General features: G+C 68.6%; 1 pseudogene. It reads left to right on the top strand.

The features are described from left to right. Positions 1-264: pseudogene (locus ACIRS4_RS36980) on the top strand (LuxR family transcriptional regulator); the annotation flags it as partial.

Below are 264 nucleotides of genomic sequence, written 5' to 3'. Positions count from 1 at the left end.
GGATTGGGAGCTTCTCCTCGAGGAGGAGCGCACCGCCCTCGCCCGCCTGTCGGTCTTTCCCGCGCCCTTCACCCCGGACGCGGCCGAGGGGCTCGGTGTGGCCACGTCCGATATCGAAGCGCTACTGGACAAATCACTGGTGCAGCTCGTCGATGTCCTGATCGCCGACCCCGCCCTCCCCACTCCGCAACCGCGCTACCGAATGCTCGAGTCGGTCCGCGCCTACGGTCGCGAGCACCTCACGGCCCGAGGCGAACTGGACTC

Origin of the sequence: Streptomyces sp. NPDC101166, assembly GCF_044768125.1 — a bacterium.
Classification (GTDB): Bacteria; Actinomycetota; Actinomycetes; order Streptomycetales; family Streptomycetaceae; genus Streptomyces.
This window is presented reverse-complemented; position numbering and strand designations above follow the sequence as displayed.